The sequence below is a fragment of the Polaromonas sp. P4_F9 genome (genome assembly GCF_056401235.1).
The window spans coordinates 1-24805 of the sequence record NZ_JBFUJT010000032.1 but is presented as its reverse complement, the minus strand read 5'-3'; the positions used below and the strand labels follow the sequence as shown (position 1 = coordinate 24805).

The 24805-nt window shown below is 58.5% G+C and carries 22 protein-coding genes; 2 read left to right on the top strand and 20 right to left on the bottom strand.

Going from position 1 to position 24805, the window contains the following annotated elements:
* Positions 1-24 precede the first annotated feature (24 nt).
* Positions 25-831: a transporter substrate-binding domain-containing protein gene (locus tag AC1DUB_RS22635; RefSeq protein WP_477731423.1), complete on the bottom strand. Its 807-nt coding sequence runs from the start codon at positions 829-831 to the stop codon at positions 25-27.
* Positions 832-1172: 341 nt separating this feature from the next.
* Between AC1DUB_RS22635 and AC1DUB_RS22630 the strand changes: the two genes are divergently transcribed.
* Positions 1173-1910 (top strand): FadR/GntR family transcriptional regulator, encoded by a 738-nt coding sequence (locus tag AC1DUB_RS22630; protein WP_477731422.1) that lies wholly within the window; start codon positions 1173-1175, stop codon positions 1908-1910.
* 53 nt (positions 1911-1963) lie between these two features.
* Entirely contained in the window at positions 1964-3175 is a 1212-nt protein-coding gene (manD, locus tag AC1DUB_RS22625; protein ID WP_477731421.1) for a D-mannonate dehydratase ManD, read from the top strand.
* Between the two features lie 359 nt (positions 3176-3534).
* On the opposite strand, the gene slmA is transcribed toward manD, so the two are convergent.
* From slmA to AC1DUB_RS22530, 19 genes are all read right to left on the bottom strand, one after another.
* Entirely contained in the window at positions 3535-4185 is a 651-nt protein-coding gene (slmA, locus tag AC1DUB_RS22620; RefSeq protein ID WP_477731420.1) for a nucleoid occlusion factor SlmA, read from the bottom strand.
* Between the two features lie 108 nt (positions 4186-4293).
* A complete protein-coding gene (locus AC1DUB_RS22615; RefSeq protein ID WP_477731461.1) occupies positions 4294-5805 on the bottom strand; it encodes an ATP-binding protein in 1512 nt (503 codons plus the stop codon).
* 146 nt (positions 5806-5951) lie between these two features.
* Positions 5952-6644: a response regulator gene (locus AC1DUB_RS22610; protein ID WP_477721862.1), complete on the bottom strand. Its 693-nt coding sequence runs from the start codon at positions 6642-6644 to the stop codon at positions 5952-5954.
* Positions 6645-6739: 95 nt separating this feature from the next.
* Positions 6740-7657: an acetylglutamate kinase gene (argB, locus tag AC1DUB_RS22605; protein WP_477718374.1), complete on the bottom strand. Its 918-nt coding sequence runs from the start codon at positions 7655-7657 to the stop codon at positions 6740-6742.
* Between the two features lie 78 nt (positions 7658-7735).
* Positions 7736-9679 carry a polysaccharide biosynthesis protein gene (locus AC1DUB_RS22600; RefSeq protein ID WP_477731419.1) on the bottom strand — a complete coding sequence of 648 codons (1944 nt, stop codon included), beginning with the start codon at positions 9677-9679 and terminating at the stop codon, positions 7736-7738.
* Positions 9680-9697: 18 nt separating this feature from the next.
* Complete coding sequence (locus AC1DUB_RS22595) at positions 9698-10051, bottom strand: H-NS histone family protein (RefSeq protein WP_477731418.1); 354 nt, start codon at positions 10049-10051, stop codon at positions 9698-9700.
* A gap of 78 nt (positions 10052-10129) precedes the next feature.
* Positions 10130-10690, bottom strand: a complete 561-nt coding sequence (locus AC1DUB_RS22590) for a sugar transferase (protein WP_477731417.1) — start codon at positions 10688-10690, stop codon at positions 10130-10132.
* Positions 10674-11636, bottom strand: a complete 963-nt coding sequence (locus AC1DUB_RS22585; RefSeq protein ID WP_477731416.1) for a UDP-glucose 4-epimerase family protein — start codon at positions 11634-11636, stop codon at positions 10674-10676. The genes AC1DUB_RS22590 and AC1DUB_RS22585 overlap by 17 nt, the downstream gene beginning before the upstream one ends.
* Positions 11633-12763, bottom strand: coding sequence for a glycosyltransferase family 4 protein (locus tag AC1DUB_RS22580; protein ID WP_477731415.1), 1131 nt, complete (start codon positions 12761-12763; stop codon positions 11633-11635). Before AC1DUB_RS22580 ends, AC1DUB_RS22585 begins: the two co-directional genes overlap by 4 nt.
* Positions 12760-14730 (bottom strand): asparagine synthase (glutamine-hydrolyzing), encoded by a 1971-nt coding sequence (asnB, locus tag AC1DUB_RS22575; protein ID WP_477731414.1) that lies wholly within the window; start codon positions 14728-14730, stop codon positions 12760-12762. Before asnB (AC1DUB_RS22575) ends, AC1DUB_RS22580 begins: the two co-directional genes overlap by 4 nt.
* Before the next feature lie 2 nt (positions 14731-14732).
* Complete coding sequence (locus tag AC1DUB_RS22570) at positions 14733-15824, bottom strand: glycosyltransferase family 4 protein (RefSeq protein WP_477731413.1); 1092 nt, start codon at positions 15822-15824, stop codon at positions 14733-14735.
* Positions 15821-16741 carry a glycosyltransferase family 2 protein gene (locus AC1DUB_RS22565; protein WP_477731412.1) on the bottom strand — a complete coding sequence of 307 codons (921 nt, stop codon included), beginning with the start codon at positions 16739-16741 and terminating at the stop codon, positions 15821-15823. The genes AC1DUB_RS22570 and AC1DUB_RS22565 overlap by 4 nt, the downstream gene beginning before the upstream one ends.
* A 119-nt stretch (positions 16742-16860) precedes the next feature.
* Positions 16861-18114, bottom strand: coding sequence for a glycosyltransferase (locus tag AC1DUB_RS22560; protein ID WP_477731411.1), 1254 nt, complete (start codon positions 18112-18114; stop codon positions 16861-16863).
* Between the two features lie 108 nt (positions 18115-18222).
* Entirely contained in the window at positions 18223-20187 is a 1965-nt protein-coding gene (gene asnB / locus AC1DUB_RS22555) for an asparagine synthase (glutamine-hydrolyzing) (RefSeq protein WP_477731410.1), read from the bottom strand.
* Between the two features lie 2 nt (positions 20188-20189).
* Positions 20190-21659, bottom strand: a complete 1470-nt coding sequence (locus AC1DUB_RS22550; protein ID WP_477731409.1) for an MOP flippase family protein — start codon at positions 21657-21659, stop codon at positions 20190-20192.
* Positions 21660-21669: 10 nt separating this feature from the next.
* Positions 21670-22380: a methyltransferase domain-containing protein gene (locus tag AC1DUB_RS22545; RefSeq protein ID WP_477731408.1), complete on the bottom strand. Its 711-nt coding sequence runs from the start codon at positions 22378-22380 to the stop codon at positions 21670-21672.
* Positions 22380-23510, bottom strand: a complete 1131-nt coding sequence (gene rffA, locus AC1DUB_RS22540; RefSeq protein WP_477731407.1) for a dTDP-4-amino-4,6-dideoxygalactose transaminase — start codon at positions 23508-23510, stop codon at positions 22380-22382. Before rffA ends, AC1DUB_RS22545 begins: the two co-directional genes overlap by 1 nt.
* Entirely contained in the window at positions 23497-24069 is a 573-nt protein-coding gene (locus AC1DUB_RS22535; protein WP_477731406.1) for an acyltransferase, read from the bottom strand. The genes rffA and AC1DUB_RS22535 overlap by 14 nt, the downstream gene beginning before the upstream one ends.
* A 1-nt stretch (position 24070) precedes the next feature.
* Positions 24071-24805 (bottom strand): TDP-N-acetylfucosamine:lipid II N-acetylfucosaminyltransferase family protein (locus AC1DUB_RS22530; RefSeq protein ID WP_477731405.1); only part of this gene is annotated, 735 nt, incomplete at its 5' end.

Below are 24805 nucleotides of genomic sequence, written 5' to 3'. Positions count from 1 at the left end.
GGGGACCAAGGGACCAGGGAAAAATCAAAAGGTAGGCAACTCAGGCAGCGGGGAGCCAATCCACTTGCGCGCGATCTCGTCGAGCTCGCCGTTGATCTTGATGAAGTAGATCGTGTTGTTCAGCCACTGGTGCAGCTCAAAGGCGTCTTTGCGCACGGCCATCGAGTTGGGCTGTTTGCTGAACATGAATTTCAGCGCCATGTCGCCATCGGGCCGGGCCTTCAGGCTCTGGTTGACCATGGTGTCAGGCTCGGCACACGCGTCGATCTGCCCCGAAAAGACCGCCTGGATCACGGCGGCGTCGGTATCAAAACGCACGACCTTCAAGCCGACCAGGCCCTCCTGCTTGACCAGTGTCGGCTCTACGCTGGAGCCGCGATTCACGCCGACCTTCTTGCCTTTGAGGTCCGCCCAGTCCTTGATCTTGGCGCCTTTTTTGGCGTAAATACCGACTTGGAAGGCGTTGTAGGGCACCGTGAACATCACCGTCTTGGCGCGCTCCGGCGTGGGCGCCAGGGTCGAGACCAGAAAGTCCACCTTGCCGGACTCGAGCGCCGGAATACGCGCTGGCGGCTCCAGCGCCACCATCTCCACCGGCACGCCCAGGTACTTGCCGAGCAGGGTCGCGGTATCGGCGTCAAAACCCACCGGATTGCCGGACGAGTCCACCGCCCCCATGGGCGGTGCCCCCACCAGGACGCCAATCTTGACCTTGCCCCGCTTGACGATGTCGGTGACGGTCTGGGCTGAAGCGATATTGCCCGTCAAAGCGACGCTGGCCAGAACCGTCAGGCCGACCGCCGCAACTCTGAGAATTTTCTTGATCTGCATAGATGACTCCGCTTGGGTTTGATTTGAAAAAGCCAGGTTTTGGGAAGAGCTGGCCTGACACCAACTGAACGGAAGTTTAAAAGTGGCAACCAAAAATGCCATAGTGGTAAACCAGTAACATCAAAATTGGTAAACCACTTATAGTTTGGTCTAACCAGTAAGCGCTACGAGATACACTTATGCATCCCTGTCACATTCATGGCCCCCAAAAAAAGCAGCAAACCCGGCGACACGTCGATGAAACGCCGTGTTGAATGGTCAGGGTTGGCAGTCTCTGGCTTAATTGGTAAACCATCTTCAGTTCTTGTGCCTGACAGGCCCGTCCTTCTGGCAACCCTCTTATGAACCTCCAACTCATTCCCGCTACCGCAGCAAAACCGCTCACTGAAGAGGGCGACGTCGAGCGGCCCTACCTGCGGCTGGCCGCGCAGATTCTGGCGCTGCTGGCGCAAAAAGGTGTCAAGGCGGGCGACCGCCTGCCGTCGGAACGGGCTTTGGCCGAGCAGTTCGAGGTCAGTCGCACCTCGGTGCGCGAAGCCATCATTGCGCTGGAACTGCAGGGGGCCGTCGAGGTCAGGGGCGGCTCTGGCGCCTATGTGATCCAGACCCCGGCGACGGCGACACAAACCCCGGTCTTCATGCCAGAGGCCGGGCCGGGGCCGTTTGAGCTGCTGCGCGCACGCTGCCTGATCGAATCTGAAATCGCCTCTGTGGCTGCGGAGACGCGCAAAGACGCCGATCTTGACCGCATCTTCGAGGCCCTGGCCGATATGCGCCTGCACATGGACGACAAGGTGGCCAACGAAGCCGCCGACCGCCGGTTTCATCTGTATATCGCGGAGTCCACCGGCAACAGCGTTTTGCTGCAGATGGTGACGGCGATGTGGGACCATGCCAAAGGCCCCGTGTGGGCCAAGATTGACCAGCACTTTCACAGCCCCGCCCTGCGCGTGTCGTCGCAGGAAGACCATCAGCGCGTCTTCGATGCGCTGATGGCGCGAGACCCCGTAGCGGCACGCGCCGCCATGCGCGCTCACCTGGAGCGCGTGATCAAGGAATTCGCCCAGGCCTGGCGCTAAACAGCGGCCCCGGTCCCCCGCCCCGTCCATTCACTGAAACCCCAGCACGCATCATGAAAATCACCAACGCCCGCGTCATCGTCTGCAGCCCCGGCCGTAACTTCGTCACGCTCAAGATCGAAACCGATGAGGGCCTCACCGGCATCGGCGACGCCACGCTCAATGGCCGCGAGCTGGCGGTGGCGAGCTACCTGACCGACCATGTGATTCCCTGCCTGATCGGGCGTGATGCGCACCAGATTGAAGACATCTGGCAATACCTCTACAAGGGTGCCTACTGGCGGCGCGGACCGGTGACCATGAGCGCCATCGCCGCGGTCGATACGGCGCTGTGGGACATCAAGGCCAAGGCGGCGAACCTGCCGCTGTACCAGTTGCTGGGCGGGCGCAGCCGCACCGGGGTGATGGTCTACGGCCACGCCAACGGCAAGGACATCGAGCAAACCGTCGATGAAGTCCTGCGCTACAAGGAAATGGGCTACCAGGCCATTCGCGCACAGAGCGGCGTGCCGGGGTTGGACAAGGTCTACGGCGTGGGCAAAGGCACGCTGTTCTACGAACCCGCAGACGCCGACCTGCCCAGCGAGCATGACTGGAGTTCGGAGAAATACCTGCTGCACACGCCCAAGCTGTTCGAGGCGGTGCGCCAGGCCGTTGGTCCCGACATTCACCTGCTGCACGACGTGCACCACCGCCTCACGCCCATCGAAGCGGCGCGGCTGGGCAAATCACTGGAGCCCTATCACCTGTTCTGGATCGAGGACGCCACGCCGGCGGAGAACCAGGAGGCGTTCAAACTGATACGCCAGCACACCACCACGCCGCTGGCGGTGGGTGAGATCTTCAACTCGCTGTGGGACTGCAAGGACCTGATCCAGAACCAGCTGATCGACTACATTCGCGCCACCGTGGTCCACGCCGGCGGCATCACGCACCTGCGGCGCATTGCCGACTTTGCCGCGATGTACCAGGTGCGCACCGGCTGCCACGGCGCGACGGACCTGTCACCGGTGTGCATGGGCACGGCCCTGCACTTTGACACCTGGGTGCCGAACTTCGGCGTGCAGGAGTACATGCGCCACACTGAGGCGACCGATGAAGTGTTTCCGCATGCCTACAGCTTCAAGAACGGCTTCATGGACTGCGGCGAAGCCGTCGGTCACGGCGTGGAGATCGACGAGAAGCTGGCCGCCAAATACCCCTACCAGCGCGCCTACCTGCCGGTGAACCGCCTGCAGCATGACGGTACGTTGTGGAACTGGTGAACAAGCTCACCCCTGCTGACGCTCACTGCGTGTAGCGTCCCCTCCAGAAAAAAATCACCCCTATCGGACGCGCACTTCGTGTCGCGCCTTTTCCCCTTCCAGGGGACGGCGCCTGCGGCCGGGCAAAGCCCGTTCCGCGGCCCCCACTGGCTTCCCTGTGGACTGGCCCCCATACGGTTCAATCAAGTACCCGTGAAGCTCCCTCCCCTTTTGGGGGAGGGTTGGGGTGGGGGCCAGCGGCGACCAGGTGAGCACGGCGGCTCGATGCCCACGCCGTGAGCCCCCATCCCGGCCTTCCCCCAGCGGGGGAAGGAGATGATCGGCACTGCACGCGGTGTGCTAACTGAACCGCATTGGGCCTAGCCCAACAACGTCGCCAGGCTGGCTTCCAGGTGCTCGGAAGGGAGCCGCTTGAAACCCGAGCGGGCAAAGCGCTGCAGGCGCCCCACCATGAAGGCGACGATCACCGAAGCACGCACCTGGGCATCGACCGTGGGCGTGGCGGCGCCGCTGGCGGCCGCTGCGTCACGCAGGCTTTGCTTGAGGCTGGACTCAAGCTTGTCGAAGAACTGGTTCATGCGCTCTTGCAGCCGGTCGTTTTCAAACACCAGTGCATCGCCCACCATCACACGTGTCATGCCCGGATTCTTTTCAGCAAACTGCAGCACCATCACCACGAGTTTGCGGGTACGCGCCGCGTGGTCTGTCTCGCGCTCGCCGATCTGGTTGACCAGCGTGAAGACGCTTTGCTCAATGAATTCGATCAGCCCTTCAAACATCTGCGCCTTGCTGGCGAAATGCCGGTACAGCGCCGCCTCGCTCACCTCCAGCCTGGCCGCCAGCGCCGACGTCGTGATGCGTTCTGCACCCGGCTGCTCCAGCATGGTCGCCAGTGCCTGAAGAATCTGGACCCGTCGCTCACCCGGCTTGGGGCGCTTGCGCACGGCGGACTCGGCAGAAGCTGGCGTGGCGTTCGGGCTCAGTTCGGGTTCAGACGCTAAGTCGGACATAAGTGGCGGTATGAAGAATGTTTCAAAAAACCGGTGATCGTTGCAATTGATTCTCGCACAGCCTGACGACAGCCCTGGCTGAACCCAAGAGGCCAAACACGCGAAAGACTAAAGACGCAGGCGCACGCGCAAACCGCGTGGGCCTTGCGCAACATTGTCCGCATCTTCTCCATCGCCGGCATCTCCACCATGGCCTGTGCTGGCATAGTCAAGCTCCAGCTGTGAGTGGTGCACACGGGCAATCTCATCGGCAATCGCCAGCCCGAGGCCATTACCCTCGCCGGCCGTGCCCCGCACCCGGTAAAAGCGCTGCAAGGCCCTGGTGCGCTCCTCGGGTGCAATGCCGGGCCCGTCGTCTTCCACTTCCAGAAAAACGCCCCAGCGCCGATGCGCGCTGTCGGCCTCGGCCTCGGCATCAGCATCGGCCAGGTGCGGCGGGCGGGTATCAGGGGCGTGATCACCCGGAGCGGGAAGAGGGCCACAGCGAATCGTGACCGTGCCGCCGGGTGGGGTGTATTTGACGGCGTTGTCCACCAGATTGCCCAGCAGTTCCCGCAACAGCCACTCGTGGCCGTTCACTTGCGCAGACCGCGCTTCCAGCCCCAGGTCGATGCCTTTGCGGGTGGCGGCATCCAGGTGCGCAGGCAAAACCGACTCGCACAGGTCCTTGAGGTCCACCCGTTGCGTGGGCTGGGCGCCCATGGCCGAGGCGTCAGCGCGCGACAGTGCCAGCAACTGGTTGGCCAGTTGCGAGGTACGCCTGGTGGCGCTGCGCAGCTTGATGATTTTGTCGGCGGACAGCAGGATGGCGCCGTCCGCCCCTTTGGCCCGCGCGGCCTGCGCCCAAGCCTCGACTTGGGCCTGCAGCCCCGCCAGCGGAGTACGCAACTGGTGCGCAGCGTCGGCGACAAAGCGACGCTGTCCGTCGGCCTGGTCATTGACGAGGCCAAACAGGCGATTCAGGGCGCTCACCAGCGGCCGCACTTCGGCCGGCGTGGTGAGCGGGTCAATGGCACTCAGGTCCCGCGGGCTGCGGCGTTCCACGGCTTCTTTCAGGTCAATCAGCGGCTTGAGCGCGCGCGTGACGGCCCAGTTGACGGCAAACCCTGCCGCCACCACCAGAATGAAATTGGGCAACAGCACCTTGAGCAGGATGGAGCGCACCCACTGTTGGCGCGGGTCCGAGCCGTCGGCCAGCTGCACGATCAGTTCGCCGGCCACGGTGTTCACGCGCTGCACCGCAATGCGGTAAGTCACGCCGCCATACTCCATGCTGTGGAACTCGGGCTCGTGGGTCGCGGGCAGAATGTCGGCAATCCAGGGCTCACCCGCCAGAAACCCGCCCTTGGCATCGGAAATGCGAAAGCCCGCAGAGCCGGCGAGGCCCTTGATGAAGTCTTCGACCGCCGGGGCGAGCAGCAGCACCGGCGCGCTGTCTGGCGTGGCACCAGGCGCCACCACCGAATCGGTCAGCAGGGGAATCAGCCGCAGCAGTTGCTCGTCTTTTTGCAAGGCCACGTTGCCGGCGGTCTGGTAGTCAAAGTAAATACTCACCAGTGCAAAAATACCGAGCGGAACGAGCAGCAGCAGCAGCAACCTGCGCTGCAGGCCCGACTTCATGGCTGCAGGCATCAGCCGGCTGTTGACGACATGGAAAGCGCTGGCGTGAAGGCGGCTCTTCAGGCCAGTATTCAGACCACTACTCAGGCGGCGTACCAGGTCGCTTAAGCGGGCAAACCAGGCACGGCCGGGGGAGTTCATGGGCGCTACTCCACACCGGCACCTGGCGAAACCTCGCGCAACTCCAGGCGGTAGCCAAAACCCCGGATGGAGCGCACGGCAATGCCATGCGGCTCCAGCTTGCCGCGCAGGCGCGAGATGTAGACCTCAATGGCGTTGGGCGTGATCTCCTTGTCCCAGCCGGTCAGGGCCTGCAGCAGCTTGTCCTTGCTGGCCGGTTTGGGCGCATTGATCAGCAGGTACTCCATCACGGTCCATTCGCGCGGGCCCAACTCGATCAGCTGGCCGTTGGCGTGGGCCTGGCGGTTGGCCGTGTCCAGCTCCAGCGCACCAAAGCTCAAGGTGGCGCTGGTGGCAGCCTGCGAGCGGCGCAGCAAGGCGCGCAGGCGCGCCAGCAGCTCGGGCAGTTCAAAGGGCTTGACCATGTAGTCGTCAGCGCCGATGTCCAGTCCCTGCACGCGATCCTGCAGCGCATCGCGCGCCGTCAGGATAAGCACCGGCATGGCCAGGCCGCTACGCCTCAGGCGCCGCGTGAGTTCCAGCCCGTCGAGCTGTGGCAAGCCGATGTCAATGATGGCGGCATCGAAGGTTTCGCCCTGCAACACCTCTTCGGCGCGCTCGGCGCTGCCGACCCAGTCGACCGCATACCCGGCGTCGCTGAGCCCCAGCTTGATGCCGCTGGCCAGCATCACATCGTCTTCAACCAGCAGCAGCCTCATGACAATGCCCACTTGAGCGCCGCCGGGCCGCCCCAAGGCGCGAGGGCCCCCTCGGGGGGCAGCGCAGCACACGAAGTGGCAAGCGTGGGGGCCATTTAATGCGACCTGATCATGGTCCCGTAGGCCTGGTCGGTCAAAATTTCCAGCAGCATGGCATGCGGAACCCGGCCATCAATGATGTGGACCGAATTGACACCGCTCTTGGCGGCATCCAGCGCACCCTCGATTTTGGGCAGCATGCCGCCCGAAATCGTGCCATCGGCAAAGAGGTCGTCAATCTCGCGCGCCGTCAGGTCGGTCAGCAACTCGCCCGCCTTGTTCAGCACGCCGGGCGTATTGGTCAGCAGCACCAGCTTTTCGGCCTTCAGCACGGTCGCCAGCTTGCCCGCCACCACGTCGGCATTGATGTTGTAGCTTTCATTGGCCTCGCCAAAGCCGATCGGGCTGATCACGGGAATGAAGGCGTCATCCTGCAGCGCCTTGACCACGCTGGGGTCGATGCTGACGATGTCGCCGACAAAGCCGATGTCATGCTCCTTGGCCGGGTCGTCCTTGTCCACCATCTTGAGCTTTTGCGCCCGGATCAGGCCGCCATCGCGGCCCGTCAGGCCGACCGCCTTGCCACCGGCCTGGTTGATCAGGCCGACGATGTCCTGCTGCACCTGGCCGGCCAGCACCCACTCCACGACCTCCATGGTTTCCTCGTCGGTCACCCGCATGCCCTGAATGAAATGGCCCTTCTTGCCCAGGCGGTTCAGCGCCGCCTCGATCTGCGGGCCGCCGCCATGCACCACCACCGGGTTCATGCCCACCAGCTTGAGCAGCACCACATCCTCGGCAAAGTCGGCCTGCAGCGCCGGGTCGGTCATGGCGTTGCCGCCGTATTTGATGACCATGGTCTTGCCATGGAACTTGCGGATATAGGGCAGCGCCTGGGCCAGGATTTCAGCCTTGTCGCGCGGGCCTACATGGGACAGATCGGGATCGTCAGCGGTTACGGTGGGTTGGGTCATGGCAGTTGTTCAGGAAAAGTCAATACGCAAATTGTGCCGCATGCGCGTGCCGGACCCGAAATACCCGTGCCGGACCCCTCAGGACGCGCCCGGCTTGGGGCTGTAACCTTGCACATGCCGTGCCAGCAGGTCGTTGATGGCGGCCAGGTCATCCTGCTGCACCGCCGCACCCAGCGCCGTCAATTCGGCCGACAGCTGCGGCCACGGTGCCAGGGATTCATGCGCTTTCATGATGCGGGGATGCGCGGTTGCTTGCGGGTTGTTCCCGATCAGCAATTCCTCGTACAGCTTTTCGCCAGGGCGCAAGCCGGTGACTTCAATGTCGATGTCACCGTCCGGCGATTCGGCGTCGCGCACCGTCAGGCCCGACAGCTCAACCATGCGGCGCGCCAGATCCAGTATCTTGACCGGCGCGCCCATGTCGAGCACGAACACGTCGCCGCCGCTTGCCATGGCGCCGGCCTGCAGCACCAGCTGGGCGGCTTCCGGAATGGTCATGAAGTAACGGGTGACTTCGGCATGCGTGACCGTCAGCGGCCCGCCTTCCGCGATTTGCCGGCGAAACAGCGGCACCACGCTACCGCTTGAATCCAGCACGTTGCCGAAACGCACCATGGTGAAACAGGTCTGGTTGACCACCCCGCGTTGCGGCGCTTCATTGCTGCCACCGCTGCCACAAAACGCCGGTGCCGCCTCGGCGGCCAGCGCCTGCAGCACCAGTTCCGCCATGCGCTTGCTGGCCCCCATCACGTTGGTGGGCCTGACGGCCTTGTCGGTAGACACGAGCACAAAGCGGCTGGCACCCTGCTCCATCGCAGCCCGGGCCATGTTGAAGGTGCCGAACACATTGTTCGCAATGCCCTCGCTGGCGTTGCTTTCCACGAGAGGTACATGCTTGTAAGCCGCCGCGTGATACACCGTGACCGGCCGGTAACGCTGGCAGAGCGCCGCCATGCGCGGGTAATTGGCGACACTGCCCAGCAGGGGCACCAGCTCGATCCGGAGTCCCTGAACCGAACACAGGGTCAGCAACTCCTGATGGATGCTATACAAACCAAACTCGTTGTGGTCCAGCAGCAGCAGCTGGCGAGGTTGCTGCAGCGCTATTTGCCGGCACAGCTCGCTGCCTATGCTGCCGCCCGCACCCGTGACCAGCACCACCTTACCCGCCAGGTCGCGCGCCAGCAATTCGGCGTTGGGAGGCACCGGGTCCCGCCCCAGCAGGTCTTCCACATCCAGTTCGCGGAAATCACGCACGGTGACACGGCCACTGGCCAGATCGGCCAGGCCCGGCAGCGACCGGACGTGAACCGGCAGCTCGCTCAAACTGTCAATAATCGCATTGCGGCGCTCTCGGGACGCACTGGGCAGGGCCAGCAGGATGTCGGTCACGCCCTGGTAAAGCACCAAGCCCGAAACCTGCGCCGGCGAAAAAACAGCCACCCCATTGATATCGCGCCCGACTTTCCCCGGGTCATCGTCCACAAAACCCAACAGCACATACTGCCCCGAGTCCTCGATCGCCGAGGCCGTCTGCACGCCTGCCGTACCGGCACCAAATATCAGCAAGTGCCCTTCGGCTTTTCGATGCTCATGGCCCAGGCCCGCCAGCCAGAACCGGGCCGTGGCCCGGCTGAAACCCACCAGCAACAAAAATATCAGGGGCTGCAACACACCCAGGCTGCGCGGCATGTCCGCATCCGACACATGCAGCCATTGCAACCACATCAAGGCAGCCAGCAGCAGCAGGCCATACACCGCAACGGCCTGCGTGGTTGCCACCAATGCCGCCCTTCCGGTGTACCTGAAAATGGCGCGGTAGAGTCCAAACTTGATGAAGACGGGCAGCGCCAGCACGGGGCAAAGTACATAAACCCACCACTGTGCACCGGTAGGCTGATGAAGCTCATCGAGGCGCAGCGTAAAGGCCAGCCAGGTGGCAGCCAGCGCCAGCAGCACATCCAGCCCGGCCACCACCAGCCGCTTGACGGCGCGCGGCCACGCCAGGATTGTTTGCTGCATGTGACTTGTTGCGCCGGATCAGTCCTTGATGGCGAAATCTTCCTTGGTCCGGCCCTCGGTTAGCAGCGTGGCAAGCCAGCGCGGCGTCAAGCCCCGGCCGCTCCAGGTCTGGCCCTCGGGGCCACGGTATTTGGCGGCAACGGCAATTCCCGGTTTCTTGGCAGCGCCTTTGCCAGCCGGTTTTTTCTGGGGTGCGGCTTTGGCTTTGCGGCCACGCCCCTTGCCAGGCTGCAGATCCTTCAGGGTAATGCCGAAGGCCTGCATTTTGGCGAGGATTTCCTGAACGGTTTTATCAAACTCCCGGACTTTGATGTCGTTGGCTTGTTTTTGAAGTTTTTCAATTTGAGTTTGAATATCAATCAAGTTGCTCATGGCCCGTTCCTTGTTAAAACAATGTGCAGGTATTAAATCATATGAATTTGCCTGAATGGCGATTTGCAGCCAATCTTGTTAATGAGCAACACTCTCCCGCCTGATCACCCGGTAGATGGTCAGGCCTATTATTTTTATATCAAACCAGAGGGACTGGCGCCGCAAATATTCAGTATCCAGCTGAACCTTTTGAGGAATGGGCAATTCATCCCGCCCATTAACCTGCGCCCAGCCCGTCAAGCCCGGCAGGAGTTCATGCACACCATATTGGGTGCGCAAGGAAATCAAATCATTCTGATTGAACAGCGCAGGCCGGGGTCCGACAAAACTCATATCTCCTCTGATAATGCTCCACAGCTGGGGTAACTCGTCCAGGCTGCTTTTGCGAAGAAAGGAGCCTATGGGGGTGAGATAAGCCTTGGGATCTTCAAGCAAATGCGTGGCCACGGCCGGCGTCCCCGTGCGCATGCTGCGAAACTTGGGCATTTTGAAAATCCTGTTGCCCCTGCCCACCCGGTCCGACCAGTACAGCGCCGGCCCCGGCGAAGTCAGGCACACCGCCAGGGCCACCACCAGCAATGGCAGCAGCAGAATCACGGCCGCGCACATGGCCAGGACCATATCAAACAGACGCTTCACGCAAATAGCCCTCCGCGGTTTTCTTCAGCCCCTCATCAACTGACACGGGTGGACTCCACCCCAGCAACTGCCGCGTTTTGGAGATGTCCACCTGCAAAGACCCGCACAAGCGCTGCGCCACAGCGGGCTTGCCCACCGATGCCGCACCGAGCTTGAGCAACGCAGGCGGAACAGGAATCAGGCGTGCCGGCTTGCCCAGGGCCTGCCCCATGCGCCGCAGCAATTGTGAGGTCGACAGGTCTTCACCGTCGGACACCAAAAACGTCTGATTTGCGGCGGCCGGGTGATTGATGCAAGTCACGATCAAATCCACCAGATTGTCCAGGGCCACCAGGCTGCGCTGGTTGTGAATGGCGCCCAATGGCAAAGGCATGCCGCGCGCCAGCCAGCGCATCATGGCCTGGAAATTGGCCTTCACCCCCGGGCCGTACACCAGCGGCGGGCGAATGATGACCAGCTCCATGCCGGTTTGCGCGGCCAGTTCGCGCAGCCCCTGCTCGGCCTCCATTTTGGAAATCCCGTAGGCATCCAGCGGCGCAGGCGCATCGTCGGCCGTGAACGGATGCCCCGCCTGAGTCGCCTCGCCATTGACCTTGATGGAACTGATGAACACAAACCGTCGCACACCAGCGGCCGCCGCCTGCCTTGCCAGCTGCAAGGTACCCTGCACATTGACGCGGCGAAACTCCTGCAGCGGATCGGTGGCTGCATCTTGCATCACATGCACCCGGGCTGCAGCGTGAACGACCACCTCGACACCGGAGAGTGCCGATGACCAATCAGTTGATGCAGATAGGTCGCCCACGCTTGCTACCAACGCATCCACCTCCGGGAATGCAACCGTCCGGCGCACACAGCCGACGGCCTGGACATCACCCATGCCATGGAGCCTGCGCCAGACCGCACCGCCCACAAAGCCGTTCGCTCCGGTCACCAGCACTTTCATGATTTTTCGATCAGTTGCCGGTAGGTGCGCAAGTGCGCAGCCACCACCTGTCGCACATCGAAAGCGCTTTCAGCCAGCGCACGTCCTGCATCGCCCATGGCCTGGCACCGCGCGGGGCTGTTGATCAAACCCTCCATCGCATCGGCCAGCGCCGCAGCGTTGCACACGGGAACCAACACGCCAGTGACACCAGGGTCGATGGCGTCACGGCAACCAGGCACATCGGTCGTAACCACAGCCCGCCCGCAAGCCGCCGCCTCCAGCAGTACCTTGGGCAAGCCCTCGCGGTAGGAAGGCAGCACCACCAACTGCGCAGCCGCCAGCACCTGAGGCATGTCTGAGCGATGACCCCACCACTCCACCACACCCTCATGGACCCAGTCATCCAGTTCAGCCTGTGTAAAGCTGGTCGGATTGGCCGGGTCAATCGTGCCCACCAGGGCAAACCGCGCGTGGCAGCCCCGCTGCTTGAGCAAACGCGCCGCCTGCACAAATTCGAGTAGCCCCTTGTCGGCCAGCAAACGCGCCGCCAGCACCACCACCGGCACGCCCCCCGGCAGCGGCTGGGGGATATAGCGCTCCAAATCCACTCCGGAGCCACGAATCATGGTTACCCGGCTATCAGGCAAATCCGCTATCTTGGCCAGACTGCGCAGATCGTCAGGGTTCTGGAAAATCACCTTCAGGTTGCGATGGCCCAAAGCCACGCGATACAGCGCCCCCACCAGCCAGCGACGCACCTTTGCCTTGGCGCCGTGCGCCATGAATACAAAACCCAGACCCGACACTGCCGCCACGACTGCAGGCACCCCTGCCAGCCGCGCCACCAGGCCGCCCAGGAGTACGGGCTTGATGGTGACCAAATGCACCACGTCGGGCCGCACAGCCCTGAAAACCCTCCACAGCTGTGCCACCGTACGCCACGCATTGCCCAAACCAACGCTACTGCGGTCCAGCGCCAGGGGGTGTACCACGAGTCCATGGCGCTGGAGTTCATCGAGCCTGTCGGTCAAACCCGTGGCAATGTGCACCTGATAACCCTGCCGCTGAGCCTCCAGGGCGATCGGCAAGCGATGAGACAGGAAAAACCAATCCACATTCACCACGAACATCAGTGTGCGTGTCATGCGCGATGAGCCTCAAGCCAGGCCTGGAACATGAGCGCAGTCCATAAATGCGGGGCCCAATTGCGCTGCCCGCCCAGATGTTCGGCCCACTTCTGCCGAATGGGAGCAGGTTTGAAATAGCCCTCCCGCTTGAGGCGCGTCTCGCTCAGCAAGTCTTCCGCCCAGTCACGCAGCGGCCCACGCAACCAGCGGTCAATCGGCACGCCAAACCCCATCTTGGGCCGGTCGATCAGTGCCTGCGGCACATGGCGGTACAGCACCTGCCGCAGCGCCCACTTGGTGGTGTAGCGCCCGCCTTCCTGGCGCAGCTTGTAGTGCAGCGGCAGTCGCCACGCGAATTCCACCACCCGGTGGTCCAGAAACGGCACACGCGTTTCCAGGCTGACACCCATGGCGGCCCGGTCTACCTTGGTGAGGATGTCATCTGGCAAATAGGACAGCATATCGAGGGCCATCATGCGCTCCACATCGGTGAGCCCGGGCAAGTCTGGCCGCTGCCCCCTCAACAAGGTAGCAGGCTCACGGCCACCGATCACCACAGCCGCTGGATCGTGCCAGTCGGACACCATCCCGAGGTACAAGTCCTCCACTGTACGGCCCGCCATCACGCCCGCCCCCTTGTGCAGCTTGTCGCCCATATGGGCCCAACGGGCGTTGGCCGGCATCAGCGCGGCCAGGGAGTTCAGGCTCTGCGGAGAAAACCGTGTCAGACCCCAGGCCGCTGCACGGCGCAGCGGCAGTGGCACCGCCGACAGCTTGCGCCAAAGGCTCGCCGTGAGCTGGTAACGGTTGTAGCCACCAAACAGCTCATCGCCAGCATCGCCCGATAGCGACACCGTGACGTGCTGGCGCGCCAGCTGGCTGACCAGAAATGTCGGGATTTGCGAAGAATCGGCAAACGGCTCGTCATACAGCGTGGGCAGGCGCGGAATAACGGCCATGGCCTGCTCGGGCGTCACATACAGCTCGGTATGCTCGGTGCCAAGATGCTGCGCCACCGCCTTGGCATGCTCGGCCTCGTTGTAGGCCGCCTCGTGAAAACCGATGGAAAAAGTCTTGACCGGTCGCGACGACTGGGTCTGCATCAGTGCCACCACGGCAGAAGAGTCCACCCCACCGGACAAAAAAGCGCCCAGCGGCACATCGGCCATCATTTGCTGACGCACCGCGTCTTTCAGCAAGGCCTCCAGCGCATCCACCGCCTCGCCGGAAGTGCCGCCAAATGGCTGTGCCACGCCGCGCCCGGCAACCTCTGCACCCGACCAATAGGGCCGAATCACTGGCTCAGGCGACCGCCGCGACACCGTGAGCAGCGTGCCCGGCAGCAGCTTGTGGATGCCCTGGTAAATAGAATGCGAGCCCCCCACATTGTTGTGCCGCATGTAAAGGCACAGGGCGTCGCGGCTGATTTGCGCCCCAAACGCCGGGTGCGCACGCAAGGCCTTCAACTCCGAGCCAAACAGGAAGACCGCGGAGCTGCCACTGCCCTGCCAACCATAGTAAAGCGGCTTTTCCCCCAAGCGGTCACGTCCGAGCGTGAGCATGCGTTCCTGGCGGTCCCAAACGGCAAAGGCGAACATGCCGGCCGTGCGCTCTACTGCGCCCTGAATGCCCCAGGCATCAAACCCCGCCAGCAAGGTTTCGGTATCTGAATGCCCACGCCAAGCCGGCGACCGCCCGCTTTTTTGCAGGTCGGCCCGCAAATCCAGGTGGTTGTAAATTTCACCGTTGTAGGCAATGACATAGCGGCCGCTCGCGGCGTGCATCGGCTGCGCACCAGCGGCCGACAGCTCCAAAATTGCCAGGCGGCGATGCCCCAGCGCCATACAGGTGGCCGCATCCAGCCAATAGCCGTCCGAATCCGGGCCACGGTGGGCGATCGCATCGGTCATGGCCTTGAGCCGAGCCAATGCTTGATCCCCCTCGGTCGGCCACTGACCACTGAAATAGCCCGCGAGTCCACACATGCTCAGCGCCCCCCACCTGAGGTCCACAGCAACTTTGCCATTCTTGGCCCGGTTTGCTGAATGCAATAGGTACGCTCCACCAACTGGCGACCCGCCAGACCCATCTGAGCGCGCAATGACTGGTTGCTCAGCAACTTGCCAAGCGCCGCAACCCACTCATGGGGCGTGCTGGCCAAAAAGCCGTTTTCACCGTCCTGCACGATGTCGGGATTGACCCCCACGTTGGACGCCACAACCGGCAAACCACAGGCCATGTACTGAATCAGCTTGTAGCCGCACTTGCCCCGCTCCCACAGAGAATCCTGCAAGGGCATCACCCCCACATTGCAGCCACTGATATTTTCAACCTCGGTGTCTTCCGACCATGGCAGCACTTCCACCCGCACACCAGGCAGATCTACCGCGCCGCCGCCAATGATCCGGAGCACAAACGCATGACGCCCGGCCAATGCCTGCAAAGGTTCGCGAAGCACCTGCAAGTAGTGCACCGTTGCCGGCGAGCCAATCCATACGATGCGCGGTGGCTCATCTGCTGCAGACACCATTGCCGGCTTTTTTGGCGCGAATGCATAGTGATCCAGATCGATCACGGTGGGAACCACCTCCACCCATGGCGCACCCGCATCGTGTGCACGCTGCGCCAGGTAATTGTTTCCGCCCACCACCAGGGCAGCCTTGGCCATCAGCCCGTCCAACCGCCGGCCAAACAGCCGCCTGAGCCAGGGTCGCGGGTGCTGGTCGTAGTTATGAAAAATGGCGTCGTCATAGTCCAGCACATAGGGAACACCGCGCAGCAACGCCCCTTCCAGCCACAAAGGCAGCCACGGCAAGGCCTCCTTTTCAATCCACAGCACATCAAAATCATGACGCTGCAGCAGGGCTTTACAACGGCCGGCATAGGCGCGCAACAACGCCCACAGGCCGTATCTACCGCGCTGGTAACGCGCCAGCAACATATCGTCGGACAGAAGTGCTTGCGCCGTGACCTGTGCGCCATCTTGCTGCAGCCAGGGCAGGTACTGGGTGAGCCGCAGCCGCGACGACGCCCCCATGCGGCCGTATTTGGTTAGCACCAGCACCTTGAGCGTTTTCAACGGGTAACCCCTTTGAACACCCACTCCGGCAACCAGCGCCACAGTAAGCCATAGGCCGCCCACGTTTCTTTCCAGCCCAACCAGGACAGCCGCAGCAGAACCAGCGCCGACCGGGACCACGGCTCCACCAGGAGCGTGGTCAGCAAAACCGCCACAGCCCCCAGCCGCGAGAAATGCTTGAACGCATATATCAAACGGCTGCGTAAAGAGTAAAAAAGGCGGCGCGCCTTCACCTGGTTGGACGTGCCGCCACCTGCATGAAAAGCCTGCGCATCGGCCAAATACACGCTGCGCCATCCGGCTTGCCGGGCACGGCAGGAAAAGTCCAGGTCCTCCAGATACACGAAGAAACGCTCGTCAAATCCGCCCAAGGCGTCAAACAGCGCGCGCCGGACCAGAAAGAAAGCGCCAATCACGTGATCCACCTCGCGTGTTTGCGCGTGGTCCCACTCGGCCATGAAGTGGCCCAGCCGGGGGAAAAGACGATCCAGGCCCACCGCGTGCGCGACAAATCCGGGTGCCGACGGCAAGCGCGTGCAACTGCGCGATACATGACCCGCTTCATCCAGCAACTGCACGCCGCAAATGCCCACTTTCGCGTTGACAGGGTCCTGCATATAAGACAACGCCTTGGGCAAAGTGTCTGCATGCAGCGCCGCATCAGGATTGAGGAACAGCAGGTACTCACTATCGGCGTTCTGCGCGCCCAGGTTGCAGGCCTTGCCGAACCCCAGGTTGGCGCCGGTGCGAATCAGGGTGACATTGGGTAAATCCGCAATGCTGGAATCCGAGCCATCCACTGAGCCGTTGTCGACCACGACGGTGTGCCTGACCAAGCCGCCACCATGTTGGGCAATCGACTCGATGCAGGCGCGGAGTTGGGGACCGGCGTTCCAGTTGACAACAACTATATCCATCACGGCGTTAATTATTTTTTCCACGGAGTAAACACAAACAACAAACTCATGACAATGGCATCAATCCATATTTACCATTGCTGAAGAAAAGTCAAATCTCGCACATGATAGCAACCAGCTCAAAACTTCTCTGCGCTCTTTTTAAAGATATCTTTCAAATACGGCTCCGCAAAGCAATCCGGAATATCCGACGAATTACCCTCCTTATGGGAGAGAATTTTATTGATAAAATCTACGTCTCCATCAGGGTTGAAAATATTTAATAAACACACCTGCCTCAATGTAGCGCACATCCGCCAAACCGCGCTGCCTTTTTCCGTTACTGCAAATATCGTCCTGCCCGTGACAATATACTCAAAAAGCTTGCTCGGGATGGCCGCATGAGAAGCCGATAGCAATAGCAATCCATCGGCGGTTGATAATAGCTTCAATAACTCAAGGCGTGGCATGGTGCCAGGACACTCAATACGCCAGCCACACTCCATAAAACGTTGCCTGAATGAATCGATAATGCCCAGCTCATCCGCTGAAAGTGGGCCAATTAATCGAACTACGCCTCTGACAGACTTCCCCGATAAATCCCTGAGCAAGGGTGCCAGCAGAAGGTTTGGCAATTGAGTCAAGCGCGACCCGGTAAACCGGCCCGCATGGATCAACACCAGTTCGTCATCAGCGCCTTTGGTCGGCCTAGTCAGCGGCACTGGCGTATGTTGCGGATAACCGTTGGTCAAAACCCGAACTTTGGCGGCAAGCGCAGGATATCGCTCACACAACAATTCCCTCCACACGTCTGAAGTGACCTGGATAATTTTGGCGTCGTGCAAGATGCGCGCTTCGACTCGCCCTTCCTGCCAACGACGCAAGGCAGAGTTTTGCAATATCGGCTTCAGTGGCTCATCCAGCCAGCCATCACGCATGTCCACTATATGCGGCACCCCTGTGCGGCGTGACAGCATCCATGCCCCCACATGGGCCGACTCGGGGGGGCTGGACGAGAGAATAAAAGCTACGCCTTCCATCGCCTGCAACACCATGGGGTGCCTGGCTGCCGCTCGCGCCCATACCACCGTTGGATCGGGGTTAAACAGCCAGTAAGCCAAGGCACGGCGGAACTTGCTGGGTTTGCGGGGTGAGACAGCGGTGGCCGCTTCGGGCGCTGTATCGCGATAAAGGCCCAGGCTATCCCGCACTGTTATTTCCTGGCCCCAAGTCTCCCGTTGCTCGGCATCCGTCGTACCGGCTCGGATCAAGACTACGGAGTAACCATCGTCAGCCAGCCACCGTATAAAACGGTCGACCCGGTTGTTCCCTACGTGACCGGCTTGTCGCCAAAAAGGAGCATAAATAACAGCTTTTTTTTGTTTATGGGTCATTGCTTATCCAGGGAGTCGTCTATTTACCCAGCCCACCCAGCCGGATTCCGCATATCTTCTCACTCAATGAGGGGATAAAAAACCGCACGCCCTCTGAAAAATACTAAATCAATGGCTGTAAATTGGCCGCTGCTCAACCACGCGACGCCACCAGAGAAGAACCGAAAGCAGACGCCAAAGGGTCACCGGAGCAATCGACACCATGCGATCATAATTTTCGAGCAAAGCACGAACTGAAATATAGGGACAATCAACATCGGCAATATTTTTTTCGGCGATATGCCTGCTTTCGAGAAGCCATTCGCGATAAGGAAACGGGAAACCCATCTTGTTACGGCGCCAGACTACTTCAGGCGGGACATAGGGCTCAACCGCCTTGCGAAGTACATGCTTGTGCCAACCGTTATGAATCAGGTATTCGGGCGGCAACTGCGTGCAAAATTCAACTACACGATAGTCGAGAAATGGCGCCCGGGATTCAATAGGAATGCCGTAGTCCGATTTGGCGCCGGATCGCAGCCAGTAATTCATCAATCGGTGCGTCATATTGGCAAGAGTACGCCCATGAAAACTGTTTTCTGCACGGGTACTGGGGTTGTTAAGAGTTGCGGCAAAAACAGCGGGCGCCAGAACCTGACTCAACAGTTGCAATTCGCCCAGCCTGCGCTTGCCAGCCAATGCACGTTGCTCCTGACTCCAAAACAAGTCGGCAACAAGCCCCTTCATGGCGTGCATCGGCTTAACCTCGGTGTTGGCCAACAGTTCGGAAAAAAATCCCGTCACATTGGCAGACCCAAGCAAATGACGAAGATAAGGCCCCTGATAGTCTCCGGCATAACCTGCCAGCATCTCGTCTCCCGCCGCACCCGTAATGACGACATGCGCGCCATCCGACTTCAGTTGCCGTCGCATTCGTTGGTTGGTGTGTAGGTTGGGCGCATGAAATGGCTCTTCCTGCAACCACACAAAATCATTGGCCTCAGGCCAAAATTCCTCCCTGGGCGGCTTGATCACCTGGTAGTCGATGAGGTTGGGGTAGCGCTGAGCCACGGCACGCGCGAAAGGCTCCTCATTAGAATGCGCTTCCGCAAACTCGATGGTGTAGGTCTTGAAATGCCGCTGCAGCCGACCGGCAGCCAGACCCACCAACGCAGACGAGTCCATCCCGCCGCTGAGCTCGAAGCCGATGGGCACGTCAGCGCGCAGGCGCAAGTTAAGCGCATCGGTGAGGATGTCGCCCAATCCGGTACTGGCTTCCGCTGGGCTGAGGTCGTTAACAGTGAGGCGGCTAGCAGGAAGGGCCCAGTACCGTACAGGCCTGAAAACGCAAGACTGATCAACCCATGCGTAGTGACCGGGCGGGAAGTCCTGCACATCACGCCAAAAAGTGCCTCCGCGGTCGCGTCGGTTAAACAAAACAAAATCAGCTATCGAGGCAACGTCAATACTGCCGTGGCTCACACATCCGGCGGCAATCAGGGCCTTGATTTCTGAGGCCCAGTAAAAGGATTCGTCTGGCCGGTTTGAGAAATAAAGATGCGCCTTGCCAAGCCGATCTCGACCCAGCAACACGGCTTTCCGCCTGACGTCGTAAATAGCGACCGCGAAGAAACCATTGAGCCGCTGAAAAACATGCTCGCCCCATGCGATATAGCCATTGAGCAACACTTCCGTGTCCGAAGCGGTTGAGAACTGATAGCCGAGCTTGATAAGCTCTTCACGCAGTTCGATGAAGTTATAAATTTCACCGTTGAATGTCAGACACACGCTCCCGGAGGCACTCCACATGGGCTGATGCCCACCAGGAGTCAAATCAATGATCGAGTAGCGGACCTGCGACATGCCAAGTTGATGGGTCGGCATCTCCGCACAGCCATCCAATACCGGCCATTGATTTTGAATTACTGAAGGACTGCGTACCGAACTGAAGGTATGAACTCTGCCTGCAGGTACGTCAGCCAATAAGAATCCCTCATCATCGGGACCACGGTGAGCGATAGCAGCTGACATTTTGACAATAGGGCTGGTACTGCGCCTCGCCTCGGCCAAAAAGTACCCGGTAATTCCGCACATGGTTATTTTTTCCCAAGCGTGAAGAGGGCGTAAGTGCTGTTAAGCAAAGCACGCTCCGTCAACCACAAATAGGCAAGAAAAAAACCAGTCCCACCAGCCCCAGCCAATAGCTGATAGCAGAGATTTTCAGACATTGAATTATTGACACTAAAGTAAATATAGCCAAGCAAAGGCAATGCTGCACCGATCAGGTGATTTTTAATCGCGGAAAAATATTCAATGAATCCCATGCCCACCAACTTCAAGCGAAGAAAAAATTCAAGTGGATAGATAACTCCACCGGCAGCCACAACAAAAGCAATAGCCACACCTGATAAACCAAAATTGCTGCCAAAATAATAAGCAACGCCATAGACGAACAATGCAACCAGATTGTAATAAAAGCCCAAATCCGCCCGGCCTTTTGCCAAGATCAAACTACCGATAGGATTACCCAAAGAAAATATGAAGCCCAACCCACACAAAACAGAAACCACGGGAGCCGCCTCACCCCACTGCTCACCCAGCAAGATGCGGACAATGGCAGGCGCAGCGATGGCGATCCCCAAATAAACCGGGAACGAAATCAGACCGATGATGCGAACGACATCCAGATATCCGCGCCGTAAACGCGCATCGTCATTTTTTATCTTTGCAAAAATGGGCAATGAAACACGGGTAAAGATGGGGTTAAGGACTGAAAAGGGACGCATCACAAGCTGGTAAGCCACTGAGTAAATCCCAAGATCACGATCGCCCAACAACTTTCCAATGATGATTTTGTCCAAATTCCAGCCCGCGAAGTTCAAGATTCGCTCGCCGAGTTGAAAGTAGCCAAAGCGCAGCGCATTGGCAATACGTCCTTCACAATCCACCGGAGCGTTTCTGAGCAGGGTTGATGCGACAGGACACAAGGCGAGAGCCTTGCTCAAATTAAGCGCAAGTTGCCCTCCCATCAATGACCATACGCCATAGCCAAACCAGGCCAGCCCAACTGCAACAACCAAACCACAGGTGGCGGAAAAAACATCAACAATCGCTATTATTTGAAAACTTAAAGCACGCTGTAAAACCGAAAAATAAACCTGACTCACGGCAGTTGTGATCACCACCAGCCCCAGGTAAGGCAACAAATCCTTTAGCACCGGAGAGGCATAGTAGCTAGCAACCCAGGGCGCAGCGAAAGCGATGATTGCTGACAACATGACAGACATCGCAAAACTCAGCGCAAATAAATGCTTGAACAGCCGAAGCGAGAGAACGTTGACTTGAACAATATAGTTACCCACGCCGAAATCGGAAATGGATGCAGCCAACGCAATCACGACCATCATCATGGCCATCAAACCAAAATCTGAGGGCTCCAGCAGGCGGCCCAATGCCGCCAATTGCATGAGCTGTATGACCAGGCTGGCCATGRCAGATATCGCAGTCCACCGGCCACCAGTTGCGGCTTGTTGACGAAGCGAACCCGTTGCGTTTTGCTGCGCCATTTTTAAGCAGTTATGCCGCGGCAGATTGCAGGGGTTTTATAGCCGTCACGTAATACCCCGAGGTTTCAGCTGCCCAGTTGCGATCGAGCTTGTCCAGTAGCGGGGCGACCTTCTGACCAAAGTACCAAAAGGGCAACAAACCCGCCTTGATCACCCAACGTACTGGCTTGGGTCCACGCACAAAACGATTAGTGAAATAATTCCATTTCAATACTATGGTGGTAAAAAATCCTGCCTGCGGCTCCACCAATAAATCCGAAAACCCGGCTCTTTCAAACATGTATTTGAGACCGTAAGGGGTATAACGAAAAAAATCGTAGGGCGCTTCGTGTATCCACCACTGCCATGGAACTTGAAGCACGATCGCACCACCCGGTTTCAAAATACGAAAAGCCTCGTCAAGCATCATTTGCGGCTCGCACAGATGCTCCATGACCGATAGCGATACAACCGTATCGGCAGCTTCTGACTCTACTGGCAAAGGCTTGTTCAGGTCAGCAGCAATATCAGCCTTGGTATCGTGATAGCTACCGGCCCAATCTACCCCGACATATTGCTGGGAATACTGTAAGAAAAAATCACGAAAAGGCGACTCTCCACAGCCCAAATCGTACAAAACACCTTTGAAATACTTGACATTCTTTTGCAGGAAGCGATCACCAATATCGTAAATAAGCCAATTATGCGCACGACGATTACTGTGGTTTTTGCTAAGCATCATCAAGCGTAAAAGGACTGGACGGTGTGCGCTATATGATCTACCGTATCGGAGTCCATGCCATACCAAAGCGGAAGACGAATGAGCCGTTCGCTTTCTTGCGTAGTAAAGCGGTCTTCACCATGAAATCTTGAAAATCTGCTGCCAGCTTGTGCACTGTGTAAAGGCACATAGTGGAATACGGCATAAATCCCTTGATTTTTTAAATAATCGAGAAGAGCTGTTCGCTCTTGCAGATTTTTCGTCTTCAAATAAAACATGTGCCCGTTGTGAGTGCAATCACCGGGTACATTAGGCAGTTGCACTTGGCCTTTACCCTTCAGCGGCAAAAGAGTGTTCAAATACCGACTCCATGTTGCAAGGCGGTTATTCGTTATTTTCTCTGCACACTCTAATTGCCCCCATAGATAAGCAGCCTGTAGTTCACTGGGCAAATAACTACTGCCCACATCGACCCAAGAATACTTATCCACCATGCCTCGAAAGAACTGACTACGATTAGTTCCCTTTTCGCGAATGATTTCGGCACGCTGAACAAACCGTTCATCGTTGATGATCAACAGCCCTCCTTCGCCACCACTGGTAAAGTTTTTGGTTTCATGAAAACTGTAGGCAGCCATGTGCCCAATACTGCCCAGCGCGCGACCTTTATAAGTTGACATCACGCCCTGAGCGGCATCTTCCACGACAAACAATTCATGGCGGCCTGCAATTTCCATGATGACATCCATTTCACAGCCAACCCCGGCATAATGCACAGGCACAATCGCTCTGGTTCTGGGTGTAATTGCCGCCTCAATAAGGCGCTCATCCATGTTCATGGTATCTGGCCGAATATCCACAAATACTATTTTCGCCCCTCGCAGCACGAAGGCGTTGGCGGTGCTGACGAAGGTGTAGCTGGGCATGATCACCTCATCTCCCGGCTGGATGTCAATGAGCAGCGCCGCCATTTCGAGTGCCTGGGTGCAAGAAGGTGTGAGTAATGCCTTGGCACAACGAAGGTTTTGCTCAAACCACTGCTCGCAACGATGACCGTATTCACCATCACCGGAGATCTTGCTACTACGCATAGCGGCGAGGACATGCAGGTCTTCGCCGCCAGTATGAGCGGGACGGTTAAATGGAATCATTGGCAACTTCTGCAAGGAATTCCTTCTCAAGTTCAAGAAGGTCTTTTTTACGATCTTTTAGACGACGCGCCGGAATTCCCACATATATTCCCCAGGGAGATGTACTTTTGTTGAGCAATACCATTGCACCGACTGAGCATCCTTCTGCTACTTCAACGCCAGGCAATACGACCGTACCAGCGCCAAATATGCAATGTCGCCCCACAGTCACCGCCTTGAACATTTCCCGTTTGTATTTTTTGGGAATCAGTGAATTCACCAATCCCGCACCCGAATAGTCATCCGATTGCGAAAACATTTTGACGCCGTACGCCAACGTACAAAAGTCCGCCAGATAAATGCCGGGCTGACCACCAGCTATCAGGCACATTGGGGTTATATGGCAATACGCACCGATTACAACCCTACCGGAAATCACGCAAAAGTCGTCTATGCGGGAAAAATCCCCTATTTCAATTAGTTCTGGATTGTAAATACTTGCCTTGTCGCTAATTTTCACATTTCGGCCGACAGACTTAAATCCAATAGCCTCAAGTTGCAGATTATTCAGGTATGGCATACTAATTACTAAAAATGATTTTTAATTGATCAACGAGCCGGTCTAGGGAAAAATAGCTTCTTGCAAGTTTTTTGTTTTCATCTGCGGAATCTCTATCCATTGCCATCAAATTAAAATCGGAAAATGAATTGATGTGGAAGCCGATGCTCTTAAGCATTTTCGACGAGGACACTTCGTCCCTCATATAAACTTTTTTTCCAAGACTCAACAAGGTGATGGTGTTACCCATGCCTTGCTGCCGTCGATGAGCAAAAACTGCCATATCGATGGTAGCGAGCATACGCAAATAGTCCTGATGAGACATGAAATTCAAGAGCGGCTCAAATTTATCGCCAAACAGCTTCCGACCCTCGGCTGCAACCCTTCCAGCGTAGTCCCTGTTGCCATATGAAATTGGGCAAATGAGCTTGAAATTTTYCTCTTCCAGTTTCTGCAGGGAGTCGAAAATTTCAAAATGATTGTTGCCAGGATCTGCCGAGTTGCCAATCAACACCGTGGTGGTACTGTGCTCGGCTTCAGGTAGATCCACTGGCGTCACAACATTGCTGGGGTACATCAGGCATTCCAGATGTTTTCCTTTCGCGCCATACCATTGTCTGGCAAGTTCTGCATCACCGGGAATGTATGTCAGCAGATACCCTACACGCTGAATCACATGACGTCGGAAAAATTCGTTCTTCTTCCAGCGCCAGTCCTTGCTTTCAGCTTCGTGTGCGTACAAATCTCCACCCCAAAT